A 22896-nucleotide genomic window follows, 5' to 3' on the forward strand; every position below is an offset into this window, starting at 1 on the left:
GATGCACGATGGCGGACAGCGACTGGCGCGGGATGGACCGCGCGACCCTGAGCAGGGCCTACGACAATTCCGGCGCGGTTCCCGGCAGCAGCGCCTTCATGGCGGCCCTGCGGGAGCGCAGCGCCGCCTTCCGGGAGGCGCATCCGGGCGAACTCGACCTCCCGTATGGCGACGGCGCGCGGCAGCGTTACGACCTTTTCCGCTGCGGCCGGCCGCACGCGCCGTTGCTGGCCTTCATCCATGGCGGCTACTGGCAGCGCAACGACAGGCAGGGCTTTTCGGCGCTCGCCGAAGGTCCCCTCGCCCGCGGCCTCGACGTGGCGATGATCGGCTACACCCTCTGCCCCGAGGCGACGATGACGGCGCTCTGCGCCGAGATCCCGGCCGCGCTCGCGGGTCTGCGCGCCCAGGCGAACCCGCCCCGCCTCGTCGTCTCGGGCTGGTCGGCTGGCGGTCACCTCGCGGCGCTCGCCATGGCCTGCCCGGAGGTCGATGCGGGGCTGGCACTGAGTGGCGTCTTCGACCTCGCGCCGATCCGGCGCACCGCCCTCGACGACGCGCTGCACCTTACCGAGGACGAGGTCGTCGCGCTCTCGCCGATCCGGCACCTGCCGGCGAAGGCCGGGCCGCTCACCGTGGCCTACGGGGCGGGCGAGCTGCCGGAGCTGTGCCGGCAATCGCAGGTCTACCAGGCCGCCTGGGCCGGGACCGGGCTGCCCGGCGACCTGCTGCCGCTGCCCGGCGACGACCATTTCACGGTGCTCGACCAGATGATCCGGCCCGACGGGGCGCTGACCGAGGCGGCGCTGCGGCTCGCCGCGCGGTAAAGCGGCGCCCGCCGGGGCTCGCCCTGATGCGGGTCCCGCCCTAAAGCTACCGCGCCGGAGTGACGGCGCGGACTGGAACGGCCCGCGCGAGCGACAGAGAGCGGGCATGGGCCAGATCACGACCACGCGCACGACCATGGCGAGCACGACCACCATGGCCACGAACATGGCCATGGTCACGGCCACCACCACGGCGCGGGCCATGGTCATGGGGTGGGTCACGTCCACGCCCCGGCGAATTTCGGCCGCGCCTTCGCGATCGGCATCGCGCTGAACACCGGCTTCGTGCTGATCGAGGGCGCCTACGGCGTCCTGACCGATTCGGTGGCGCTGCTGGCCGATGCCGGCCACAACCTCTCGGACGTGCTCGGCCTCGTCGTCGCCTGGGCGGCGGCGACGCTCGGCCAGCGCCAGCCGACGGCGCGGTTCACCTACGGGCTGCGCTCGTCCTCGATCCTGGCCGCCCTGTTCAACGCGATGTTCCTGCTGGTCGCGGTCGGCGCCATCGCCTGGGAGGCGGTGCAGCGCTTCAGCGAACCGGCACCGGTCCCGGGGCTCACCGTGACGATCGTAGCGCTGATCGGCATCGCCGTGAACGGCGTCACCGCCTGGCTGTTCGCCTCGGGCAGCAAGGACGACCTCAACGTGCGGGGCGCTTACCTGCACATGCTGGCCGACGCCGCGGTCTCGGCGGGCGTCGTGGTGGCGGGCCTCGTCATCATGGGAACCGGCTGGACCTGGATCGACCCGGCGACCAGCCTCGTGATCGTGGCGGTGATCGTCGCCGGCACCTGGGGGCTGCTGCGCGACAGCGTCGTGCTGTCGCTGAACGCCGTGCCGCCGGGCATCGACCCGGCGGCGGTGCGCAGCTGCCTCGCCGAGCGGCCGGGCGTGGCGGAGGTCCACGACCTCCATGTCTGGCCGATGAGCACCACCGAGACGGCGCTGACCGCCCATCTGGTGATGCCCGAGGGCCATCCCGGCAACGCCTTCCTGCACGACTGCGCTGCCGCCCTGCGGAGCCGCTTCGGCATCGCCCACGTGACGCTTCAGGTCGAACTCGCCGGCGGCCCGGCCTGCGCGCTGGCGCCGGACCACGTGGTGTAGAGCCCCCTCACCCCGCCTTGCGCACCGGCTGGCGGGACAGCACCGCATCCGCGGCGCGCCCGGTCAGCTCGGCCCGGTGGTCGAAGCGGGTGGTGAAGGTGCCGACCCCGGCGGTGGCCGAGCGCAGTTCGACGATCAGGTCGGTCATCTCGGCCTCGGGGATCAGCGCCTCGACCACGTCCCAGCCGGACCAGCCGGGGCGCGCGTCGAAGCCGAGGATCTGGCCGCGGCGGGCGGTGACGAGGCCGGTGGCCCGGGCGGTGGCCCCGCTCGGCACCGCCATCGACACGGCCAGGATGGGTTCGAGCAGCACCGGCCCGGCCTTGGCGAGGGCGTCCTCCAGCGCGAGCCGCGTCGCGGCCTGGAAGGCGGCGTCCGACGAATCGACGGCGTGCGCCGCCCCGTCCTTCAGGGTCACGGCGATGTCGACGACGGGGAAGCCGAGCGGCCCCTTGGCGGTGAAGGCCCGGGCGCCGGCCTCGACCGAGGCGATGTATTGCCGTGGCACCGCGCCGCCGACCACCTCGTCCTCGAACGAGAAGCCCTCGCCCCGCGGCAGCGGCCGCACCGCCAAAGCCACGTCGGCGAACTGGCCGTGGCCCCCGGTCTGCTTCTTGTGCCGCGCCCGCGCCTCGGCCGGGCCGCGGATCGTCTCCCGGTAGGCGACCCGCGCCCCCTCGGTCTCGACCCCGATGCCGAAGCGCGAGGCCAGCCGCTCCACCGCGACCCGCAGGTGCATCTCGCCCTGGCCGGACAGGCGCAGGTCGCCGAGCTCGGCGCGGTGCTCGACGATGAGCGCCGGATCCTCGTCGGCGAGCTTCGCCAGCGCCGCCGAGAGGCGCACGTCGTCCTTGCGGTCGCGCACCCGCAGCGCCACGGCATGGACCGGCTCGGGTGCCGGCAGGGTGGCGAGGGCGGCCGGCGCCTCGGACCCGGTCGCCAGGGTCTCGGCGGTGGCGATCGGGTCGAGCTTGGCGAAGCCGGCGACCTCGCCCGCCTGCACCTCCGGCACCCGGCTGCCGGCGGCGCCCGCGAGCTGGGTCAGGCCCGCCACCCGGGCGCTGCCGCCGCCCGAGCCCGTCACCGCGTCCCCCTCGCGGATCGTCCCGCGCAGCACGCGCCCGACCGAGAGCTTGCCGCCGAAGCCGGTATGCAGGGTCTTCATCACCTGGACGAGCGGCGCGCCCTCCCCGGCGACGCCGAGGCGTGCCCGGGTCTCGGGCAGGCCCGGCGCCTCGTGCCGGAGCGCCTTGAGCAGGCGGGTGACGCCGTGGCCGTGCTCGGCCGAGCCGAACAGCACCGACACCGCCTGGCCCTCGCGCAGCTCGCGGGCGAGGTCGGCGAAGACCCGGTCGGCTTGCGGCTCGATGTCGGCGATCAGGTCCTCCATCAACGCGTCGTCGTGGTCGGCGAGGCGCTCCAGCATCGTGTAGCGCTCGGCCTTCTCCCGCGGCAGCTCGCCGTCCGGCAACGCCACCACCTCGCTTTGGGCCTGCTCGCGCCAGATGAAGGCGCGCTCCAGCGCCAGATCGATGAAGCCGACCGCCGCCTCGCCCTCAATGAGCGGGATCTGGCGCATCAGCAGCGGCACCCGCGAGGCGGGCTGGAGCAGCGCGAGCGCGTCGCGGAGCGAGCCCGGCGCGGTCTCGGCCTTGTTGATGAAGAGGAGGCGGGGGAGACCAGCGGCCTCGAGCTCGCGCAGGGTCAGTTCGAGCGCCGGCAGCTTGCGCTCGTCGGCCTCGCAGACCACGATCGCGGCGTCGCAGGCCGGGAGCACCGCCCGCAGGTCGTGGGCGAACTCGATCGAGCCCGGGCAATCGACGAAGGTGAAGGCCTCATCGAGGAAGCGCGTGGTGGCGAAGGCCGGCTCCACGCTCATGCCGTGGGCCCGCGCCTCGGGCGAGGTGTCGCCGACCCGGGAGCCGGCGCGCCCGGGGCGATCGATCGCGCCGGTGCGATGGAGGATGGCCTCGAGCAGGGCGGTCTTGCCGCTCTGGAACGGACCGACGATCGCGATGCACCTGTGCTGCGCAGCCACGTGACGTCTCCCACCTTAGTCTTTGTTGACAGGGAGTTAAGCACCGGGCCGGGCCGGGGTCCAGGCGGCAGGTGTGCAGGCGCGAAGGCGGGCCGATATAGGAGTGATGGAGGCCGGCCCCGACGTGGGCGAGGCACGCCAGATGGGGGAACGTCCGATGCCCGAGATCGACATCGACCACTTGCGCGGCTGGATCGGCCGCACCCGGGAGGTCGAGGACCTCGTGACGCCGCGGCTCGTCGCCGAATACCGGGCGACGCTGGCCCCTCACCTCGCCCCGGTCCAGGAGGGCGAGGCGCCGCTGGCGCTGCACTGGTGCCTCGCCCCCGAGACGCCGGCGGCCGACGCGCTGGGCCCCGACGGCCACGCGGCGAAGGGCGGGTTCCTGCCGCCGGTGCCGCTGCCGCGGCGGATGTGGGCCGGCGGCGAGGTCGAGACGCTGGCGCCCCTGCGCGTCGGCGACCGGGTGGTGCGGCGCGAGACCGTGGCCGACGTGGCGGTGAAGCGAGGTCGCACCGGCACGCTGTGCTTCGTCACCGTGCGGCACGACTACCTGACCGAGCGGGGCCCGGCGATCCGCGACCGGCAGGACATCGTCTACCGCGAGGCGAGCCGGCCGGGCGACGCCGCGCCGCCGCCGATGCCGGCGCCCGCCGAGGACGAGGCGGCGTGGTCGGTCGACGCCAATTCCGTTCTGCTGTTCCGCTACTCGGCGATGACCTTCAATGGCCACCGCTTCCACTACGATCACCCCTATGCCACCCAGGTCGAGGGCTATGCCGGCCTCGTGGTGCACGGGCCGATGCAGGCGAGCCTGCTCCTCAACCTCGCCGCCGCCCGCCTCGGCCGGGTGCCGGCGCGGTTCCGCTACCGCGGCGTCGCGCCGATGATCGCCGGATCCCGCTTTGCGGTCGCGGGACGGCGCGAGGCGGAAGGATTCCGCGGCTGGACGGCGATCGGCGGCGCGGTCCACATGGAAGCCGAGGCAATCTCGGAGGCCGAGGCATCGGAGCGTTAGGCGATCGGCGCATTGCGGCGGGGGGATCGAACTGTCAGGTTCACCGCCGAACAAAGAACAGCCTGAGGAAACGCCATGCCGACACCATCCCACCCCGTCCGGGCGCTCACCCGCCGCGCCCTCGCGGCCGGCACCGCCCTGCTCCTCCTGTCGGGCGCCGCCCTCGCCCAGGCGCCGATCGTGATCAAGTTCAGCCACGTGGTCGCGCCCGACACGCCGAAGGGCCGCGGCGCCGACAAGTTCAAGGAGCTGGCGGAGAAGTACACCAGCGGCAAGGTGAAGGTGGAGGTCTACCCGAACTCGCAGCTGTTCAAGGACAAGGAGGAGGTCGAGGCACTGCAGCTCGGCGCAGTGCAGATGCTGGCGCCGTCGCTGGCGAAGTTCGGGCCGCTCGGCGCCAAGGAGTTCGAGGTCTTCGACCTGCCCTACATCCTGCCCGACAAGGCGGCCCTGCGCCGGGTCACCGACGGGGCGCTGGGCAAGCGCCTGTTCGACAAGCTCCAGTCGAAGGGCATCACCGGGCTCGCCTACTGGGACAATGGCTTCAAGGTGATGAGCGCCAACAAGCCGCTGCGGATGCCCGCGGATTTCCGCGGGCTGAAGATGCGGATCCAATCCTCGAAGGTGCTGGAGGCGCAGTTCCGCGCGCTCGGCGCGATCCCGCAGGTGATGGCCTTCTCGGAGGTCTACCAGGGCATGCAGACCGGCGTGGTCGACGGCTCGGAGAACACGCCCTCGAACATGTTCACCCAGAAGCACCACGAGGTGCAGAAATACATCACCCTCTCCGATCACGGCTATATCGGCTACGCCGTCATCACCAACAAGAAGTTCTGGGACGGCCTGCCGGCGGATGTCCGCACGGAACTCGACAAGGCGATGAAGGAGGCGAGTGCCTACGCCAACGAGGTCGCCGACAAGGACAATGCCGACGCCTTGGAGGAGATGAAGAAGTCCGGCAAGACCACCTTCGTCACCCTGACTGCCGAGGAGAAGGCGGCCTGGAAGGCGGCGTTGGAGCCGGTCACCGCCGACATGGCCAAGCGCGTCGGCAAGGACGTGATCGAGGAGTTCCAGAAGGAGGCGAAGGGCGGGACGCAGTAAGCGGCCGCCGCCTGGAACGCGCTGACGGGGACGTGTCGCCCACGTCCCCGAACAGGCTTTGCCGTCGACGGTCCCGAGCTCGTCCCGGGCTTGGAAGCCGGGAACCCGGGACAAACCACGTCGCTGTCGGTCCTGCGACAGAACACATCACGACACAGTCAATGCCCGCCACGTCATCCCGGAGCTCGCCGCAGGCGAGAACCCGGGACCCGTCGCCGCTGACGCTCTGGAAAAGAACGGAACGTGGTCCGCTTCATCCTGCAACGTCGGCGGCAATGGATCCCGGGTTCCGCTACGCGGCCCCGGGATGAGGCGGAGAACTTCAGATATGCTTGATTGATACATCAACTCCGCTTGCTTTCAGAATTCCCGCTCCGATACTGCGCCGGGAAACAATCGGCTCGACGCTGCCTCCGCGTCCGAGAACCACGTCTGCCCCCGCGCCCGAGGATGCCCCCGCCCGCCCTCGCAGCAACCTTCACAGCGCTGTCGCACAACGCCCATACAGAGCGAACACAGTCCGACACATGCTGTAACAAGGCAGACTCGTCCTTCCCGGTCCGACACGTCGATTGATCGCCGGCGAGCCCTGGGCCGCTGCGCGTCTCCCTGACCTCCTCAAGACCTAACAGCCCCGCGCTGAAGGGTGGTGCGCGTCCCCGCGCCGCCGCCGTTCCCGCGCGCCCGGAGACACTGGAACCCATGGCCACGACGCTTGCCGCCGGCGACATCGCCATCGTCGGTTACGATGCCACCAACCCGGACGACTTCGCCTTCGTGGTCCTCAGGGACGTCGAGGCCGGCACGGCCATCACCTTCACCGACAACGGCTGGAACTCCAGCACCAATGCCTTCCGCACCGGCGAGGGCACCTACACCTACACGGCGCCGGCGGCGCTCGCCGCCGGCACGGTGATCCGCCCGACCACCGACAGCACGGCAGGCGGCACCAACTGGCCCGTCTTCACGGCGCAGAACTTCGCGCTCAACGCCTCGGGCGACCAGATCCTGGCCTATCAGGGCGCGGCGACGAGCCCGACCTTTCTCTACGCGATCAATTTCGCGGATGGCGGCACGACCTTCGCCCCGAATGCCACCAATGCCAGCACCTCGGCCCTGCCGCCGGGCCTGACCCTCGGCCAGAATGCGGTCGCCCTGCCCTCCGCCAACGGCCGCTACGCCGGCCCGACCTCGGGCACCCGCGACCAGATCCTGGCGGCGGTCGGCACCGCCTCGTCCTGGACGCAGAACGCCACCACCCGGATCGGCGCCGGCAGCTACGACGCCTTCACGGTGAACTCCACGCAAGCCCTGCCGGCCCTCTCGATCGACGACGTCCAGACGGCCGAGGGCGATGCGGGCACGAAGCCGCTCACCTTCACGGTGTCGCTGAGCAGTGCGGCGCCTGCCGGCGGCGTCACCTTCGACATCGCCACCGCGGATGGCAGCGCGACGGCCGGCAGCGACTACACCGCCCGCAGCCTCACCCGGCAGACCATCGCGGCGGGCCAGACCAGCGCGACCTTCGCGGTCGACATCGCCGGCGACACGGTGGTGGAGCCGACCGAGACCTTCACGGTGAGCGTCGCCAACGTCTCGGGCGCCACGGTGGCCAAGGGCCAGGGCACCGGCACGATCGTCAACGACGACACCGGCACCCGGATCAACGGCACGGCGATCTTCGACGCCGCCCCCTCGCTCCAGGGCGTCTCCGGCGCGACCGCCACGACACCGCCGGCCGCCACCAACGCGCTCCAGCTCGTGCGCCTCGGCGCCTACGCCACCACCAACGATCCGGCGACGCAGGCCGCGCCGAACGCCGAGGTGGTGGCCTACGATGCCTCGACCAGCCGGCTCTACGTCCAGAACACCAACGAGAACCGGATCGAGATCGTCGCCCTCGACTCCGCCGGCTCGCTTCGCAAGACCGGCGAGATCCTGCTGTCGGGCCTCGAGCAATACGGCGCGGTGAACTCGGTCGCGGTCTTCAACGGCCTCGTGGCGGTGGCCTACGCCAACGCGACCGGGGACGCGGCCGGCCGCGTCGCCCTGTTCAACGCCGACGGCACGCTGCTGCGCTCGCTCGCCGTCGGGGTCGGGCCCGACCAGCTGGTCTTCACCCGCGACGGCAGCCGGCTCCTCGTCGCCAACGAGGGTGAGCAGGCGAGCCAGGCCAGCAACCCGGTCGGCAGCGTCTCGATCATCGACGTCTCGGGCGGGGCGGCGGGCGCCGCACTCGTCACCACGATCGGGTTCGAGGGGCTGGACGGCTCCGAGGCGACGTTGCGCGCCCGCGGTCTCGCGATCTCGCCCGGCAAGACGGCCGCCGCCGATATCGAGCCCGAATACATCGCGATCTCGCCCGACAACCGCTTCGCCTACGTCACCCTGCAAGAGGTGAACGGCGTCGCGGTGATCGACCTGACCAATCCCGGCACGGCGCCGATCGCGATCCAGCCCCTCGGGGCGGTCGACCATTCGCTCTCCGGCAACGAGTTCGACGCCTCCGACCGCGACGGGCCGAATGGCGGCCCCTCGATCCGGATCGCCGCGACGCCATCCGGTACCCCGATCTACGGCCTGCTCCAGCCCGACAGCATCGCCTCGTTCACGACCGGCGGGGCGACCTACTTCGTCACCGCGAACGAGGGCGACCAGCGGGTCATCGGCGGGGCCGACGACACCGGCGATGTCGCTCGCTTGAGCGCGGTCCCGAACAGCCGCCTGACCCCCGCCCTCCAGGCGCTGAAGGCCGACCCGGCCTATGCCCGCCTCAACGTGCTCTTGCGCACCGGCGACACCGACGGCGACGGGGTGATCGACCACCTCACGACGCTCGGCGGCCGCGGCATCTCGATCTTCCGCCAGAACCAGGACGGCACGATCACCAAGGTGCGCGAGACCGGCGGCGAATTCGAGAAGATCTTCGCCCAGATCGCGCCCGACCGGTTCAACAACGACCAGACCGTCGCCAACACGCCGGACGACCGCTCCGACAACAAGGGGCCGGAGCCCGAGGGCATCACGGTCGGCACGGTCAACGGCCGCATCTACGCCTTCGTCGGCCTGGAGCGCCAGAGCGGCATCCTGGTCTACGACGTCACCGACCCGGCGAACGCCAGTTACGTCTCCTACGTGCCGCCGCTCGCCGGCTCGGCCTCGGATCTCGGTCCGGAGGTGCTGACCTTCATCGCCGCCGACCGCAACCCGACCGGCACCGACCTCGTGGTCTCGGCCAACGAGGTGGCGAATGGCGGCGCGACGCTCTACGCCGCCCTGGCCCAGGGTGCGACGCAGGAGATCTCCTTCGCGGCCGATTCGCTCAGCGTCAGCCGGGCCGAGGGCGACAGCGGCGCCACCACCTTCAGCTTCACGGTGCAGCGCACGAACGGCACCCTCGGCGCGGTCAGCTTCACCGCCGAGCTCACCGGCAGCGGCGCGAACCCGGCGAACGCCGCCGACTTCGCCGGCAGCCCGGCCCTGCCACTGACGGTCACCGGCACGATCCCGGCGGGCGCCGCCTCGGCTTTGGTCAGCGTCACCGTGCAGGGCGATGCGACGCCGGAGCCGAACGAGACCTTCTCGCTGGCCCTGCGCAGCGCCACGTCGAGCCAGCCCGGCATCGCCGTTGCGGTGGCTGCCGGCAACGCTACCGCCACCGGCACCATCCTCAACGACGACGTCACCTTGATCTCGGCGGTGCAGGGCACCGGCAGCGCCAGCCCGCTCGTCGGCCAGACCGTCACGGTCGAGGCGATCGTCGTCGGAGACTTCCAGAACGGCGACGGCGACGCCAAGCGCAATCTCGGCGGCTTCTACCTCCAGGAGGAGAAGGCCGACCAGGACGCGAACCCGCTGACCTCGGAGGGCCTGTTCGTCTACGAGGGCACCGGCACCCGCCTGGTCGACGTCTACGAGGGCGACCGGGTCCGGGTCACCGGCACGGTCACCGAGTTCAACGGCGAGACGCAGCTCATGGTGAACGCCGCCTCCGGCATCCAGGTCGTGCAGGCCGGCGCCCTCTCGGCGGCCGAGGTGAAGGCGCAAGGTGTCGACGTGACGCTGCCGGCCGCCGGCACGGTCGGCACCGGCGCCACCGCGCAACCGGATCTCGAGCGCTACGAGGGGATGCTGGTCCGCTTCCCCCAGACCCTGACGATCTCCGAGCAGTTCAACCTCGACCGCTTCAACGAGATCCGCCTCGCGGCCGGGGGCCGGCCCGAGACCTTCACCAACGCGTTCGAGCCGAACTCCCAGGCCTACGCCGCCTACCTCGCCCAGACGGCAGCCCGCTCGATCACCTACGACGACGGGCTGAACGCGCAGAACCTGCCGATCGAGACCCTCGACGGCTTCGGCCCGACCTACTCCACCGCCACCGCGCCGCGGATGGGCGACACCGTGACCGGGCTCACCGGCACGCTCGGCTACGGTCCGAGCGGCGCCTTCCGGGTGCGGGCCATCGACGACGGCGACAACAGCTTCGCGAGGACCAATCCGCGCCCGAGCACGCCGGACGCGGTCGGGGGCACGCTCAAGGTCGGCAGCCTCAACGTCCTCAACTATTTCACGACCCTCGCCAGCACGTCGAACGCCCAGACCGCGATCGGCCAGCAGCCGCGCGGTGCCAACACGCGCGAGGAGCTGGCGCGCCAGACCGACAAGCTCGTCACCACGCTGATCGGCACCGGCGCCGACGTGCTCGGCCTCACCGAGCTGGAGAACGAGTTCCAGCCGGGCAACCCGGGCAATGCCCTGGAATACCTCGTCGGCCAGCTCAACGCCCGGGCCGGCGCCGGCACCTACGCGTATGTCAACCCTGGCAGCCAGCTCGACCAGGGCCAGTTCCTTGGCGGCGACGCCATCGCGGTCGGCTTCATCTACAAGCCGAGCAAGGTCAGCGTCGCGCTCAACACCACGATCGAGAAGCTCGACGACAGCGACGTCGCCCGCTTCGACCCCGCTCTGCTGCAGCAGAGCACGATCGGCCACCTCTTCAACGGGGTGAATACCAGCCGCGCCTCGCTGGCGGTGACCTTCCGGGAGAACGCGACCGGCGAGGACTTCACGGCGGTCATAAACCACCTGAAGTCGAAGAGCGGCACCGGCACCGGCGCCGATGCCGACCAGGGCGACGGCCAGGGCAACTGGCAGCAACAGCGCGAGCTCGCCGCCAAGGCGCTGACCGAGTGGGTGGCGACGAAGCCGACCGGCACGGCGGATTCCGACGTGATCCTGCTCGGCGACTTCAACGCCTACCTCAAGGAGGACGCCCTCGACACGATCAAGGCCGGGGGCTTCACCAACCTCGCCGAGGACCGCCTCGCGGACCCGTATTCCTACGTCTTCGACGGAGCCTACGGCGCCCTCGACCACGCCTTCGCCAATGGCAGCCTGAACGGGCAGGTCACCGGCGTGACCGAGTGGCACGTCAACGCCGACGAGGCGGATGCGATCGACTACAACCTCGATTTCAACCGGCCGGCCTCGTACTTCGACGGACAGGTCGCGGCGCGCGAATCCGACCACGACCCGATCCTGGTCGGGCTTAAGCTCGACCAGACCGCCCCGACGCTGGTCTCCGCCACCCCGGCCGACAACGCCACCGGGGTCGCGCCCAGTGCCAACATCGTCTTGCGCTTCAGCGAGGCGGTGAAGGCCGGCACCGGCGCGATCACCCTCACCGACGGGGCGGGCGACACCCGCACCATCGCGGTCAGCGACGCCGCGCAGGTCACCATCTCCGGCGACACCGTGACGATCGACCCGAGCGCCGACCTCAGGGCGGGGACCGCCTACGACGTCGTCGTGCCGACGAGCGCCATCACCGACACGGCCGGAAACGCCTTCGCGGGACTCGCGCAGGACCAGCTCGACTTCACCACCCAGCAGGCTGCCCCGATGACCTACACGCTCCAGATCCTGCACGCCTCCGATTGGGAGGCCGGCCTCCTGGCGACCCAGCGGGCCCCGAACTTCGCCGCGATCGTCGACAAGCTCGAGGACGCGACCCCGAACTCGATCACCCTCTCGACCGGCGACGGCTGGATCCCGAGCCCGTTCTTCATCGCCGGTGCCGACCCGCAGCTGAACGCCACCTATAACGGCATCTACAACCAATATTACGGGCTGTCGGGCGCCAACGCCTACAGCCGGCTCGCCGCCTCGCCGGGCCGGGCCGACATCACGATCCAGAACATCATCGGCGTCCAGGCGGCGGTGTTCGGCAATCACGAGTTCGATTCCGGGCCGAACGAGGTCGCCAACATCATCGGCGCGAATCTGGGCTCGGCTCCGGGCGCGGCCGACGACACCTGGGTCGGGGCGCAGTTCCCCTACCTCTCGACGAACCTGAATTTTTCGCGAGAGTCGGCCCTCTCGGGCCTCGTCCACGCTGACGGCGACAACGCCACCTTCGCCCAGACCGGCCCGACCTCGACCCAGACCGGCACCGGCGCCGACAAGATCGCCAAGTCGACGATCATCACCGAGAACGGCGAGAAGATCGCGTTCATCGGCGCCACCACCCAGGTCGAGCCGCTGCTGACCACGCTCGGCAACGTCACCCTCGACGGCTTCACCGGCCGCGACGAGATCGCGCTGCTCGCCCAGCAGATCAATGCCGAGGTCGACCGGGTGCTGGCGGCCAATCCGGGCCTCAACAAGGTCATCGTCGGCACCCACCTGCAGCAGCTCGCCAACGAGCAGGCCCTGGCCCCGCTCCTGCGCAACGTCGACGTGCTGATCGGCGGCGGCTCGCACACCCTGTTGTCCGACTCCAACGACCGGCTGCTGCCGGGCGACGTCTCGGGCGGCGCCTACCCGCAATTCTTCACCAACGCCTCGGGCCAGACCCTGGCGCTGGTCAACACCGCCTCCGAGTACTCCTATGTCGGCCGCCTGACCGTCACCTTCGACGACCAGGGCAACATCATCCGCGACTCGGTCACGCCGCAGAACTCGGGCGCGGTCGCGGTCGACGACACCACGGTGACGCAGCTCTGGGGCTCGAAGGACGCTGCCTTCGCACCCGGCACCAAGGGCTACCTCGTCAAGGAAATGGTCGAGGGCCTCGACGTCAACAACGACGGCATCCAGGAGACCGCCGGCGTCGCCGACATCATCCGCCAGCAGGACGGCAACATCCTCGGCCGCACCGGCGTCTATCTCGAAGGGCGCCGCGGCGAGGTCCGCACCGAGGAGACCAACCTCGGCGACCTCTCCGCCGACGCCAACCTCTGGTACGCCAAGCAGTACGATCCGACGGTCGCGGTCTCGATCAAGAACGGCGGCGGCATCCGCGACTCGATCGGCTCGTTCTCGACCGCCGGCGGCGGCACCGCCGAGCTGCCACCGGCCGCCAACGCGTCCGCCGGCAAGCAATCGGGCGACATCTCGCAGCTCGACGTCACCAACTCGCTGCGCTTCAACAACGCGCTCGCCGTCACCACGGTCTCGGCGCTGGAGATGAAGCGGATCCTGGAGCACGCCGTCTCGGCCACCGCCGCCGGGGCGACCCCGGGCCAGTTCCCGCAGATCGGGGGCCTCAGCTTCTCCTTCGACACCACCAAGACCGCCCAGACCCTCGACGCCAACGGCAACGTCACCCGCGAGGGCCAGCGCATCCTCAACGCGGCGGTCGTCGACGAGAACGGCCGGATCCTCGACACGCTGGTGCAGAACGGCCAGCTCGTCGGCGACCCGAACCGCGGCATCCGCACCGTCACCCTCGATTTCCTGGCGACCGGCACCTCGACCGCGCCGGGCTTGGGGGGCGACAACTACCCGTTCCCGGCCTACGGCGAGAACAAGGTGGCGCTCGCCTCCGCCACGCCCGGCGCCTCGCTGCCCAACACCGCGACCTTCGCGGCCCAGGGCACCGAGCAGGACGCGATGGCCGAGTACCTGCGCGCCTTCTACGCCAGCACGCCCTACGGCACCGCCGACACCAATCCGGCCGGCGACACCCGGATCCAGAACCTCGCCGCCCGCAGCGACACGGTGCTGGCTCGCGGCGTCAATCGCATCGGCACGAGCGGCAACGACACGCTGACCGGCACGGCCTACGACGACGTCGTCAATGGCGGCGCCGGCAACGACACGATCACCAACTCACCCGGCAACGACATCCTGCTCGGCGGCCGCAACGCCGACGGCTCGACCGGCACCGACACCCTGGTGTTCAACTCCAAGCTCGCCGACACCGCCGTCACCCGCGACGGCGCCTATGCGCTGATCGTCGGGCCGGAGGGCCAGGACCGGGTCACCGGCTTCGAGCGCTACCAATTCACCGACGCGACGGTGATCACCGCCGACGGCGCCCCGCTCGTCGACGACCTGTTCTACCTCGCCAACAACAAGGACGTGCTCGCCGCCGGCCAGGACGCCGACACCCACTACGCCACCTATGGCTGGAAGGAAGGCCGCGACCCGAACGCGCTCTTCTCCACCTCCGGCTACCTCGCCGCCAACCAGGCCGTGCGCGTCTCGGGCCAGAACCCGCTCGATCAGTACGACCGGGCCGGCTGGAAGGAGGGCCGCGACCCCTCCGCCGCCTTCGACAACGAGCTCTACCTCGCCCGCAACCCGGACGTGAAGGCCGCCGGCATCGACCCGCTCAAGCACTATATCGAGTACGGCCAGGACGAGGGCCGGCCAATCTACGCCGCCATCGGCAAGACCAGCGATCTGGCGGCGCATCCGGGCTTCGACGCCGAGTTCTACCTCTTGTCCTATGCCGACGTGGCCCGCGCCGCGACGACTTCCGGCAAGGACCCCTTCGCCTTCGCCTACGAGCACTACCAGACCTATGGCTGGAAGGAGGGGCGCAACCCGAACGCGGTGTTCGACACCAAGGGCTATCTCGACGCCTACCGGGACGTGAAGGCGGCGGGGATCGACCCGCTGATGCACTACGACCAGTATGGCTGGAAGGAGGGCCGCGACCCGTCGAAGGGCTTCGACTCGACGGCGTATCTCGGGGCCTATGGCGACGTGGCGCAGGCCAAGCTCGACCCGATGCAGCACTACCTGCAATACGGCGCGACGGAGGGCCGCTCCGCCTTCGGCGACACCACCTTCGGTGCCGGCACAATCGGATAGGCCTCCTTCGACAAGGCGACTCGGCAGAACCCGAGTCGCGACCCGACGAGAACGGCCCGTGCGGCGTCTGCCGCACGGGCCGTTCTCGTTCATGGGGTGTCGGGCGATCGCCGTCCGTCAGGCCGCGGCGCGTTCGTGGCGGCCCTCCTGGACCTCCTCGATGATCTTGGCCGAGAAGGCGTCGAGATCGCCCGGGTTGCGGCTCGTCACGATGCCCTTGTCGGTCACCACGGGCAGGTCGTGCCACTCGGCGCCGGCATTGATCACGTCGGTCTTGATCGAGGCGAACGACGTCATCTTGCGGCCCTTGGCGGCGCCGACCTCGACCAGCAGCCAGGGCGCGTGGCAGATCGCGGCGACCACCTTGCCGCTGCCGAGGAAGCTGCGCAGGATCTCCAGCGCCTTCGGCTCCAGGCGCAGCTTGTCCGGGTTGATCTGGCCGCCGGGAAGCACCAGGGCATCATAGGCCGAGGCGTCGATGCTCTCGATGTCGGCATCGACCGGCACCGGGCGGCCCCAATCGGTCTTGTCCCAGCCGCGGATGCTGTCCGGCTTCTGGCGCGACCGGGGTGCGGCCACCGTCACCTGGGCGCCGGCCCCGCTGAGCTTCGCCTTCGGCACTTCGAGCTCGGACTGCTCGAAGCCGTCGGTGGCCATGATAAGAATTTTCGCCTGCGTGATGCTGGGCATCGGATCGTCCTCCGAGGGGTTCGAATGCCCTGGCAACGACCCTGGGTCAGGCGGGTTCCGGGGAATTGCCGCGACGGAACTGCGGCACGCCGGGCGGTTTAAACCATCACACCCCCCAACCCGAGAGGAGGCACGACCATGGCCAATCCGGGCCTACCCGGCCACGAGCCGACCCCCGGCGGCGGCATCCCCGGCGACATCCCGCCCCCGGTCGCCCCCGACGAGCTGCCCGATACCGGCCCGACCGGTCCGCGCTCGCCCTACCCGGTCAACGACCCGGGCATCACCGACCCGACCGGGCCGGGCTCCGAGCCGGACTACCTGCCCGGCGGACCGACCAACCCGGGCACGCGGTTCTAAGACGACGAAAGGGCGCCTCGACGAGGCGCCCTTTCCGTATCGGTGTCCGCCATCAATGCCCGCCATGCGAGCTGCGCACGTCCCGCGGGGCGTTCAGGATCTCGTTGAGCGAGGTGGCGACGTGCCGCGCCTCCTCGTCGGTGAGGCGGAGCTGGAACGGCGGCAGCCCGCCGGCCTGGAGCGCCACCACTGCCTGGCCCTGCTCGTCGGTGCCGACCTCGATCGCCGGGGAGGTCACGTCGAGCATCGCCGCATCCTCGTCGCCGAGATCGTCCGCGTCGGCGTCGTCCGGCTCGTGCATGACTGTGAGGAGCTGGCCCACGGCGCGCACGAGGGCACGGGCCGCGCTCGCATCCATGATGACGGCGGTGGCCTGGTCGTCCTTCTGGAACGAGAGCTGGATGTTGGAACCTTCGAGGGAAACCGAGATACCCGCCATGGAGCGTCCGACACTTTACGATATCGCCCGTATATGGGAGCAATCTGCCGGAGGCGACAGGGTTTCCACGCACACCCGGCCTGCACGGCCCGAAACGCCTCGGCATCGGCCGCGTTGATTCCGCATGGAACAGGCGCCCAGCGCCCGAACGAGCGGATGACGACGATGGCCGCGCGCAAGACCACCAAGACCGCAGAGAACAAGACCACCGAAACCAAGACCACGGGGGCCCAGAAGGGCACGATTGCCCGGGTGATGCACGAGTTCAAGGCGGGCGAGCTGGAGCGCCGGGACGGCGAGCCGGTGACCGACCGCCGGCAGGCCATCGCCATCGCGTTGCGCGAGGCCGGCGCCTCGAACCAGGAGAGCCCATCGGCCAACCGGTCGAATTTCCGCCGCACCCGGGCCAAGGAGCGCGACACGCGGTCCCAGGCGACCCGCGCCGCCCTCTACGACGAGGCCAGGCACCGCGACATCAAGGGGCGCTCGCGCATGACCCGGAGCGAACTGGAGCAGGCCCTCAACCGTTAGGCGGGCTTCCCGACAGGAGAACCCGCATGACCTCGAAGCAGCCCAAGACCACGACGCCGACCGACGCCGACCTGAAGGGCAATCCCGGCATCGGCACCTCGAAGGGCATGACGATGTCCGGCGGCGATCCGGAGGACCTCGCCGGGGCCAATACCGACGAGGGCGACGTGGCGAACGACACCACGCCGCAAGGCGGGATCGACCCCAACCAGCGCGGGCGCACCAATCGCTGACACGCGGCCGGCGCGACGATCTCAGGCGCCTGCCTTGTTCCGGCCAGACTGGGTTCCTACATGGGTCTCAGCGGCAACGGGCGGGCGGCCCCGGGCATTGCGCCTCGCATGGGCTCTTTAGGGTCCTGCGAACACGAGCCCCCTCCCGAACTTTTGGCGCCGTCGCGCCGTGCTGCTCTCGCCCATGAGGGCAGCCCATTGCGACTTCTAACGAGACGAGGACGACCGCGTGAATACTGGTACTGTCAAGTGGTTCAACGACCAGAAGGGCTTCGGCTTCATCCAGCCGGACAACGGGGGCAAGGACGTTTTCGTCCACATCTCCGCGGTGGAGCGGGCTGGCCTGCGCGGCCTCGTCGAGGGCCAGAAGGTCTCTTACGAGCTGCAGGCCGATCGGCGTGACAGCTCGAAGATGTCGGCCGTGAACCTGCAGGTCGCCTAAGGGCGGCCACCGGCCCGGGTTCACGTTGCCTTAACGATAATCCCGTTAAGGTTACGGAACCTCGGCCGCACTGGAGCGTTGTGAGCCTGCGGGCTCGTCACACGCTCCGCCGGCGGCCGTCCCGGCCGCCTGCCACGCACAGTCGCTCCGCTTCAGGAGCGGCGCAAAGATAGAAGAAAAGACATCCATGTTGTTCGAGTTCACCCGGCGCGACGGCGCGCCGACCGTCTTCAACGACGGCACCACTTTCCATGTCGACCAGATCAGCCGCTTCGGCGAGGGCAGACGCCCGATCGACGTCAGCCACCTGATCGACAAGAGCTACGGCTATCACTCCTCCCGTGAGTTGCGCTGGCATCTCGCTGAGCGCTTCGGCCTGACGCCGAACGCCGTGGCCGTGCGCGAAGCCCACTGAGGCCTCGCGGCCTCCAGACCGCCGTCACCGTACGAGGCGGGCCGCGCGAGAGCGCGGACCCGCCTTTGTCGTGTCTGGACGCGGGATTCTGGACGCCCCCTCCCCCGGCCCGGGAAGGGGGTGCGGTCAGCGCCGAGACGGCGCCGCTCACCCCGCCCGCAACAATCCCGCCAGCGCCGCGACATCCCCTGGATTGTCCGACAGGAGCGCGTCGATCTCGCCATTCGCCAGCGCCCGGACGTGCCGGCAATCGGGCCGGAACCGGGCTCCGGCGCAAGAGCAGCGCAGGCGCGGGCCGTCGCGGCCATCGATCAGGCGCACGTCGTAGGGAGTGCCGGTGCTGCCCCGCACGACGAAGTGCAGGAGCGGCGCGCGGGTGCGGCTCGGCGCCACGCCGCGCAGGGCCCGGGCGGCGATCCCGTCGGGCGATCGTGCCCCCTCGCCGGCCCGCGCGCGGGCGAGGCCAAGGGTCTTGGCGAGGCTGGCGATGTCGGGCGCTCCGGCTTCCCGCATCACCGCGAGCGCGATCTCGGCGCAGGCATAGGCGTCCTCGCCGGCATCGTGGTGGCGAAACGTCACGCCGACCCGGGCGGCCAGCGAGGAGAGCCGATAGGTGCCCTGGCCCTGCCCGCCCTCCCCCGGCCAGTGCCGGCGGGCGAGCTGCACCGTGCAGAGCGAGGCATAGGCCGGCTGAGGCAGACCGTAGGCCTGGAGCGTCGCGGCGAGCACCCCGACATCGAAGCTGGCATTGTGGGCGAGCACCAGGCTGCCGGCGATCTCCGGCAGGAACGGCGCCATCGCCTCGGGGAAGGATGGCGCGTCGGCGACGTCCCGCGGGCGGATGCCGTGGACCCGGATGTTGCCGGGCGAGAAGCGCATCTCCGCCGGGCGGATCAGCCGCGACTCGCGCCGCACCACCCGCCCGCCCTCGATCCAGGCGAGACCGACGGCACAGGGGCTGTCGCGGCGCTCGTTGGCGGTCTCGAAGTCGATCGCGAGGGTGCGGGGAAAGGTCATGCCGGCGCCTTCCCGCGGGAAGGCGCCGAATTTCAGGCGGAGGCCACCATCGCCAGCCACTCGTCCTCCGAGACCACCGTCACGCCGTGCTTCTCGGCGTCCTTGAGCTTGCTGCCCGCACCCGGTCCCGCCACCACGAGGTCGGTCTTGGCCGAGACCGAGCCCGAGACCTTGGCGCCGAGCCGCTCGGCCGTCGCCTTGGCCTCGCTGCGGGTCATCTTCTCAAGGGTGCCGGTGAACACCACGGTCTTGCCGGCGAAGGCCGCGGCTTGCGCCACCGGTGCCGGCCGCTCGGTCTCGACCTCGTCGAGCAAGGCCTTCACCGCCGCGACATTGTGCTCCTCGGAGAAGAACTGGATCAGCGAGGCGGTGGTGACGGCGCCGATCTCGCCGTCATCGGCGAGCGCCCGGTAGGCGTCGCCGGGCACCTGGGCGGCGGCCCGCTCCACCGCCGCCCGCACGCCCGCGGAATCGCCATAGGCCTCGACCAGGGCCTCGCGCTGCGGGGCGGAGAGCCGCGCCACCGCGCCGCCGGCCAGAAGATCGGCATCCGGCGCCTCGGCCGCGGCGGCGAGGAGCCGGTCGCGGGTGGTGGCGCCGACGCGGTTGAGGCTGGCGAGCGCGATCCAGTCCGGCCCGGGCTGGCAGGAAGCCGCCGCCGCGACGCCCGCCATCAGGGCCGGCATATCCGAAAAGTGCTTGGCCAGGGCCTTGGCGGTGGCCTCGCCGACCTGCTCGATGCCCAGCGCGAAGATGAGCCGGTTGAGCGAAATTTTTCGGCGCGCCTCGACTCCTGCGAGGAGGTTCTTGATCGCCTTGTCCTCGTCGTCCTTCTTCTTGGCGGCCTTCTTGACCTCCTTGCCGGCGGCGAGCGCCCGCTCGGCCGAGAGCGCCTGGCGCCGCGCCACGACGGCGGCCTTCAGGGGCTCGAAGTCGAGGCGGAAGAGGTCGGCGGGCTGGTGCACCAGGCCGGCTTCGAACAGGGTCTCGATGTAGGTCTCGCCAAAACCCTCGATGTCGAAGGCGTTGCGCGACACGAAGTGCTTCAGCCGCTCCTGCGCTTGCGCCGGGCAGATCAGGCCGCCGGTGCAGCGGCGCACCGCGTCGAGCTTGCGCGTGCGCGGGTTGAGGCCCCGCACCGCGTGGCTGCCGCAGGCCGGGCAGGTCTCGGGGAAGCGGTAGGGCACCGCGTCCTTCGGGCGGCGCTCCAGCACCACGTCGGCGACCTTCGGGATCACGTCGCCGGCGCGCAGGACCACCACGGTGTCGCCGACGCGCACGTCGGACCCTTGCGCGAGGTCGACGTCGTCGCGGAGGATCTGGCCTTGCCAGACCGGGATGCCGCTGCGGATCGGATTGCCGTCGGCATCGACGCCGTGGACGTAATCCTCGTTGTGGAGCGTCGCGTTCGACACCACGACGCCGCCGACCGTGACCGGCCTCAAGCGCGCCAGCGGGTTGAGCGAGCCGGTGCGCCCGACATTGATGTCGATCGCCTCGACCACGGTGGTGGCGCGCTGGGCCGGGAACTTGTGGGCGAGCGCCCAGCGCGGCGCCCGCGCCACGAAGCCAAGGCGGCGCTGGAGCGCGAAGGAGTCGACCTTGTAGACGACGCCGTCGATGTCGTAGCCGAGATCGGCGCGCCGCGCCTCGATCATCCGGTAATGGGCCAGCATCGCGGCCGCGTCGGCGCAGAGCACCGTCAGCGGGTTCACGGGCAGGCCCCAGGCCTGGAAGGCCTCCAACATCTCGAACTGGGACTCGGCCGGCTGTTCGGACATCTCGCCGGCCGCGTAGGCGAAGAAGCGCAGGGGGCGCGAGGCGGTGATGCTGGGATCGAGCTGGCGCAGGGACCCGGCGGCGGCGTTGCGGGGATTGGCGAAGAGCGGCTTGCCGGCCTCCTCCTGGCGGGCGTTGATCCCGGCGAAATCGGCGTGCGAGAGGTAGACCTCGCCGCGCACCTCGCACACGGCCGGCCAATCGTCACCGGCCAGCACCTCGGGAATCTCCCTGATGGTGCGGACGTTGGCGGTCACGTCCTCGCCGACCTCGCCGTCGCCCCGGGTCGCCGCGGTGACGAGACGCCCGCCCTCGTAGCGCAGGGACAGCGACAGGCCGTCGATCTTCGGCTCGGCCGTGAAAGCGACCGGTTCGGCGGCCGGGAGGCCGAGGAAGCGGCGCACCCGCTCGACGAAGTCGCCGATCTCCTCGTCCGAGAAGGCGTTGCCGAGGGAGAGCATCGGCACCGCGTGCCGCACCTTGGCGAACTTGTCCGACGCCTTCGCGCCGACGCTGGCCGAGGCCTCGCCGGTGCCGGCGAGGTCGGGGAAGCGCGCCTCGATCGATTCGAGTTTCCGGCGCAGGGCATCGTACTCGGCATCCGAGATCGTCGGCGCATCCTCGCCGTGATAGCGCCGGTCGTGCTCCGCGATTTCCGCCGAGAGGGCGGCGTGGAGGCTCTGCGCGCTCTTTTGCTCGAGGTCGTCGAAGGCGGGGTCGCGGTTGGGGGGCATGGACGCTCGTGAGGGGGGCTCGGTGTTCGGGCCTGAATGTAGGGCGCCCGGCGCGGGGGGCCGGCGGGCGCGGATCGGGACCTGTCATGCCCGCAGGATGTCTCACATTTCGTTAACCCTGCCCGCACCCGCCGGCCCGCCGATCCCGCGTCGGGACCGGCGCCGCCCCACCTTATCGCCTGTCACGGGCATTCAGGACGTGAACGATCAGCGCCAGGGCCGCCACCCACGCCGCGACCGGACCCAGGGCGCGGGCATTCCAGATCTGGATGACCCATCCGCCGAGAAGACCGGCCATGCCGATGCCGAGATACAGGGCGGAGGCGTTCAGGGACACCAGGATCTGGCCGACCTGCGGCGCCGTGGAAAGCAGGCGATGTTGCTGCGCAGGCAGCAGCAGCCACCCCGCGCTGTTCCAGATCGCGACGCCGAGGAGAGTACCCGGCAGCGTCGTGGCCAGGGAGGGGAACAGCGCGAGGATGCCTATGACAACGATCAGGCTCGCCGCGACCGTGCGAGTCGCGCCCCACCGGTCGGCGAGCCATCCACTGAGCCCATTGCCGACGGTCCCGGCGATGCCGAACGCGCACAGAACCAGGCTCAAGGTCCGCCCCTCCGCGTGCATCGTCTCGGCCAGGAGCGGGCCAATATAGGTGTAGACGGTGAAGCCCGCGGTCATCGCCAAGGTCGTGACGATCAGCGTTCCCGGGACCTGCGGCAGCCGCAGGGAGCGCACGCGCTCGCGAAGCGTGACCGCGGGCGGAGCGGGGAGTTCGGGAAGCCAGAGGGCGAGCCCCGCGAGCGCCGCCACGCCGAGGGCCGTGACCAGCCAGAAGGCGGCGCGAAAGCCGCCGGCCTCGCCGAGCCACGTGCCGATCGGCACCCCGACGATGGTGGCGACCGTGATGCCACCCATGACGACCGACAAGGCCCGTCCCCGATGGGCCGGCCCGGCCAGGATCGCGGCGGAGACGGACGCACAGGGCGTGTAGGCCGCCGACGCCATGGCGGCCACGATCCGGCCGACCATCAGCATGAGGACAGCGCGACTTCTGCATGC

At 70.8% G+C, this 22896-nt stretch carries 16 protein-coding genes; 10 read left to right on the forward strand and 6 right to left on the reverse strand.

Annotated features, from left to right (window positions below; genetic code table 11):
* Nucleotides 1-8: 8 nt before the first annotated feature.
* Together DA075_RS23480 and DA075_RS23485 are read left to right on the forward strand one after the other, a co-directional pair.
* Nucleotides 9-827, forward strand: a complete 819-nt coding sequence (locus tag DA075_RS23480; RefSeq protein WP_099955277.1) for an alpha/beta hydrolase — start codon at nt 9-11, stop codon at nt 825-827.
* 72 nt (nt 828-899) lie between these two features.
* A complete protein-coding gene (locus tag DA075_RS23485; protein ID WP_099955278.1) occupies nt 900-1934 on the forward strand; it encodes a cation diffusion facilitator family transporter in 1035 nt (344 codons plus the stop codon).
* 7 nt (nt 1935-1941) lie between these two features.
* Here the strand turns inward: DA075_RS23485 and DA075_RS23490 are convergent, their stop codons facing one another.
* Complete coding sequence (locus tag DA075_RS23490; RefSeq protein ID WP_099955279.1) at nt 1942-3972, reverse strand: elongation factor G; 2031 nt, start codon at nt 3970-3972, stop codon at nt 1942-1944.
* Nucleotides 3973-4129: 157 nt separating this feature from the next.
* Here DA075_RS23490 and DA075_RS23495 point away from each other — a divergent pair, with 157 nt between their 5' ends.
* The 3 genes from DA075_RS23495 (at nt 4130) to DA075_RS23505 (ending at nt 15196) form a co-directional block, all read left to right on the forward strand.
* Complete coding sequence (locus DA075_RS23495) at nt 4130-4990, forward strand: HTD2 family dehydratase (protein ID WP_099956759.1); 861 nt, start codon at nt 4130-4132, stop codon at nt 4988-4990.
* Between the two features lie 75 nt (nt 4991-5065).
* A complete protein-coding gene (locus DA075_RS23500) occupies nt 5066-6094 on the forward strand; it encodes a TRAP transporter substrate-binding protein (protein ID WP_099955280.1) in 1029 nt (342 codons plus the stop codon).
* 702 nt (nt 6095-6796) lie between these two features.
* Nucleotides 6797-15196, forward strand: a complete 8400-nt coding sequence (locus DA075_RS23505; RefSeq protein WP_099955281.1) for an ExeM/NucH family extracellular endonuclease — start codon at nt 6797-6799, stop codon at nt 15194-15196.
* A gap of 117 nt (nt 15197-15313) precedes the next feature.
* Here the strand turns inward: DA075_RS23505 and DA075_RS23510 are convergent, their stop codons facing one another.
* Complete coding sequence (locus DA075_RS23510; RefSeq protein ID WP_099955282.1) at nt 15314-15886, reverse strand: type 1 glutamine amidotransferase domain-containing protein; 573 nt, start codon at nt 15884-15886, stop codon at nt 15314-15316.
* Nucleotides 15887-16024: 138 nt separating this feature from the next.
* Between DA075_RS23510 and DA075_RS23515 the strand changes: the two genes are divergently transcribed.
* The gene (locus DA075_RS23515; RefSeq protein WP_048453142.1) at nt 16025-16246 is read left to right on the forward strand and encodes a hypothetical protein; all 222 of its coding nucleotides are present in this window, start codon (nt 16025-16027) and stop codon (nt 16244-16246) included.
* A gap of 52 nt (nt 16247-16298) precedes the next feature.
* Here the strand turns inward: DA075_RS23515 and DA075_RS23520 are convergent, their stop codons facing one another.
* Nucleotides 16299-16685, reverse strand: a complete 387-nt coding sequence (locus DA075_RS23520) for a hypothetical protein (protein WP_099955283.1) — start codon at nt 16683-16685, stop codon at nt 16299-16301.
* 165 nt (nt 16686-16850) lie between these two features.
* Between DA075_RS23520 and DA075_RS23525 the strand changes: the two genes are divergently transcribed.
* The 4 genes from DA075_RS23525 (at nt 16851) to DA075_RS23540 (ending at nt 18306) form a co-directional block, all read left to right on the forward strand.
* Nucleotides 16851-17216, forward strand: coding sequence for a DUF6496 domain-containing protein (locus DA075_RS23525; protein WP_099956760.1), 366 nt, complete (start codon nt 16851-16853; stop codon nt 17214-17216).
* Nucleotides 17217-17242: 26 nt separating this feature from the next.
* Nucleotides 17243-17449, forward strand: coding sequence for a hypothetical protein (locus tag DA075_RS23530; RefSeq protein ID WP_099955284.1), 207 nt, complete (start codon nt 17243-17245; stop codon nt 17447-17449).
* 229 nt (nt 17450-17678) lie between these two features.
* A complete protein-coding gene (locus DA075_RS23535; RefSeq protein ID WP_099955285.1) occupies nt 17679-17891 on the forward strand; it encodes a cold-shock protein in 213 nt (70 codons plus the stop codon).
* Nucleotides 17892-18078: 187 nt separating this feature from the next.
* Entirely contained in the window at nt 18079-18306 is a 228-nt protein-coding gene (locus DA075_RS23540; protein ID WP_099955286.1) for an AsnC family transcriptional regulator, read from the forward strand.
* A gap of 147 nt (nt 18307-18453) precedes the next feature.
* Here DA075_RS23540 and DA075_RS23545 read toward each other — a convergent pair whose 3' ends face one another.
* From DA075_RS23545 to DA075_RS23555, 3 genes are all read right to left on the reverse strand, one after another.
* Complete coding sequence (locus DA075_RS23545) at nt 18454-19323, reverse strand: 3'-5' exonuclease (protein WP_099956761.1); 870 nt, start codon at nt 19321-19323, stop codon at nt 18454-18456.
* Nucleotides 19324-19355: 32 nt separating this feature from the next.
* Nucleotides 19356-21836, reverse strand: coding sequence for an NAD-dependent DNA ligase LigA (gene ligA / locus DA075_RS23550; RefSeq protein WP_099955287.1), 2481 nt, complete (start codon nt 21834-21836; stop codon nt 19356-19358).
* A gap of 172 nt (nt 21837-22008) precedes the next feature.
* Complete coding sequence (locus DA075_RS23555; protein WP_099955288.1) at nt 22009-22872, reverse strand: MFS transporter; 864 nt, start codon at nt 22870-22872, stop codon at nt 22009-22011.
* Nucleotides 22873-22896 lie beyond the last annotated feature (24 nt).

It is taken from the genome of Methylobacterium currus, assembly GCF_003058325.1.
Classification (GTDB): Bacteria; Pseudomonadota; Alphaproteobacteria; order Rhizobiales; family Beijerinckiaceae; genus Methylobacterium; species Methylobacterium currus.